The organism is Paracoccus sp. FO-3 (assembly GCF_006386455.1).
GTDB lineage: Bacteria > Pseudomonadota > Alphaproteobacteria > Rhodobacterales > Rhodobacteraceae > Paracoccus > Paracoccus versutus.
This window is the reverse complement of the sequence record NZ_VCBQ01000219.1, coordinates 1-2647: the sequence shown is the minus strand read 5'-3', so window position 1 is coordinate 2647 and position 2647 is coordinate 1. Positions and strand designations below refer to the sequence as shown.

The window sequence follows — 2647 nt, the reverse complement described above, 5'->3', positions numbered from 1 at the left end:
GCCGAAGTTCGGCGCCCCGCCCAGGCCGCCCGGCGCGGGAATGCCGCCCGGCGCAGCGGTTCCGGGCGCGGCCGGCTGGCCGAAAGGATCGCCCAGCCCGCCGAGGCCGCCAAGCCCGCCGCCCGAGGGGATCTCGATCCTGACGTTCGAGGTATCGACCGGCGCGCCCTTGTAGTGCATGACCAGTCCGGGGAAGGTCATGACGATGGCGACCATGACCAGCTGGATGCAGACATAGGGCACCGCGCCCCAATAGATCTGCCCGGTGGTCACCGGCTGCATCATCTGCCCCGTCACCTTGTCGCGATAGGGCGATTTCGGCGCCACCGAGCGCAGGAAGAACAGCGAGAAGCCGAAGGGCGGGTGCATGAAGCTGGTCTGCATGTTCACCCCCAGCAGCACGCCGAACCAGATCAGGTCGATGCCCATCGCCTGCGCCGCCGGCGCCAGCAGCGGCACGATGATGAACGCCAGCTCGAAGAAGTCGAGGAAGAAGGCCAGCAAAAAGACCAGCACCGACACGGCGATCAGGAAGCCGTATTCGCCGCCGGGCAGCGAGGTCAGCAGATGCTCGACCCAGATATGCCCGTTCACGCCGTAGAAGGTCAGCGAGAAGACCCGCGCCCCGATCAGGATGAACATGACGAAGGCCGACAGCCGCGTCGTCGCCAGAAGCGCCTGGCGGATCACGTCATAGCTGAGCCGCCCCTTGACCCCGGCCAGCAGCAGCGCGCCGACCGCACCCATGGCGCCGCCCTCGGTGGGGGTGGCGATGCCCAGGAAGATCGTGCCCAGCACCAGGAAGATCAGCGCCAGCGGCGGGATCAGCACGATGACGACCTGCTGCGCCAGCCGCGACATCAGGTTGATCTTCAACGCCCGGTCCAGCAACGCCAGCACATAGATCACGATCACCGCCAGCGAGGGGGCGAGGATATCGGCATCCTTGCCATGGGTCGGGTAGAGCCAGCGGAAGGCCAGCCAGGCCATGCCCACGGTCAGCGCCAGCGCCACCAGCAGCGAGGTGACGCCCGAGCCCAGCGTCCGCGCCTCTTTCGGCAGGGCCGGCAGGCTGTTCGGCCGGATGAACGACATGACGAAGATATAGAGCATGTAGATCCCGGTCAGCACCAGGCCGGGAATCAGCGCGCCCTTGTACATGTCGCCCACCGAACGGCCGAGCTGGTCGGCCAGCACGATCAGCACCAGCGAGGGCGGGATGATCTGCGCCAGCGTCCCCGAGGCCGCGATGGTGCCCGAGGCGATGCGCCGGTCATAGCCATAGCGCAGCATGATCGGCAACGAGATCAGCCCCATGGCGATGACCGAGGCCGCGACCACGCCGGTCGTCGCCGCCAGCAGTGCGCCGACGATGATCACCGCATAGGCCAGGCCGCCGCGGATCGGGCCGAAAAGCTGGCCCACCGTGTCCAGCAGATCCTCGGCCATGCCGGATTTCTCCAGCACGATGCCCATGAAGGTGAAGAAGGGGATGGCCAGCAATGTCTCGTTCGACATCACCCCCCATAACCGCTCGGGCATGGCGTTCAGCAGGGGCCAGCTGAGGTTGATGTTGCCGCCCGACAGCGGTGCCAGTTCGACGCCGATGACGAAGAACAAAAGCCCGTTCGCCGCCAGCGCGAAAGCCACCGGATAACCGAAGAGCAGGAAGATCACCAGCGAGGCGAACATGATCGGCGCCATGTTCTGCGCGATGAAGATCATCATTTGCGGGACTCCCCGTCCTTCGTCTCGTCCTCGATCGCGGCCGTCATCTCGCGCACCATGATCTCGCCCTCCATGGCGGCGGCCTCATGGGCCGAGACGAAGGGGTTGGGATCCTCGATGATGCCGCGCATGACGGCGATCTTCTTGATGATCTCGGAAATGCCCTGGAAGAACAGCATGACAAAGCCGGCCAGCAGCAGCATCTTGGCCGGCCACAGCACCAGCCCGCCGGCATTGGTCGAGACCTCGCCGCGGTAGTAGGAGCGCATCGCCCAGGGGTAGAGATACCAGATCATCAGCGTGACGAAGGGCATCAGGAAGAACACATGCCCGATCAGGTCGATCCAGTGCTGGCGGCGGCGGCGCCACATGCCATAGATGATGTCGATGCGGATATGCTCGTTCTCCTTCAGCGTATAGGCCGCGGCGCCCAGGAAGGCGGCACCATAGAGATACCATTGCAACTCCAGCCAGGCATTGGACGAGGTGTTCAGCACCTTGCGGATGACCGCATTCCCGGCGCTGACCAGCACGGCGACCAGGATCAGCCAGCTTGCGCCGCGGCCGATGACCGAATTGACGCGGTCGATGCCGCGAGAAAGCCCCAGCAGGGCACCCATATGAAAAACCTCCCCAAAACAATGGCCGCCCCTTGCCGTGGCGGCGGCGGATAATCCCCACCTTTCATGTAGCCGTTTGGTATGAGTGAAGTGCAAAAACCCGTCAAGAAAAAGGCGACGCGACGTAACGGCGCTTAGGCAAGGGCGGCCAGCGCCACCAGCCCGGCCGTCTCGCCCGCCTGTTGCATGGCGCCCAGCACGTCGCCGGTCTGGCCGCCAAGCGCCCGCAGGGCCCGGCGCGCCAGCCAAAGCTGCGCCGCCGCCACCGCCGCGGCCAGCACCAGCCAGCCCGCCGCCGG

The 2647-nt window shown here is 65.7% G+C and carries 3 protein-coding genes; all 3 read right to left on the bottom strand.

Features of this window, described 5'->3' with window-relative positions; genetic code table 11:
• Positions 1-1728: TRAP transporter large permease subunit (locus tag FE811_RS26390; protein ID WP_140849467.1), on the bottom strand; the 1728-nt coding region annotated here is incomplete at its 3' end.
• On the bottom strand, positions 1725-2348 hold the full coding sequence (locus tag FE811_RS26385; RefSeq protein WP_036751038.1) for a TRAP transporter small permease subunit: 624 nt from the start codon (positions 2346-2348) through the stop codon (positions 1725-1727). The genes FE811_RS26385 and FE811_RS26390, both read right to left, overlap by 4 nt.
• 134 nt (positions 2349-2482) lie before the next feature.
• Entirely contained in the window at positions 2483-2629 is a 147-nt protein-coding gene (locus tag FE811_RS26380) for an adenosylcobinamide-GDP ribazoletransferase (protein WP_370362713.1), read from the bottom strand.
• Between the last annotated feature and the right edge of the window lie 18 nt (positions 2630-2647).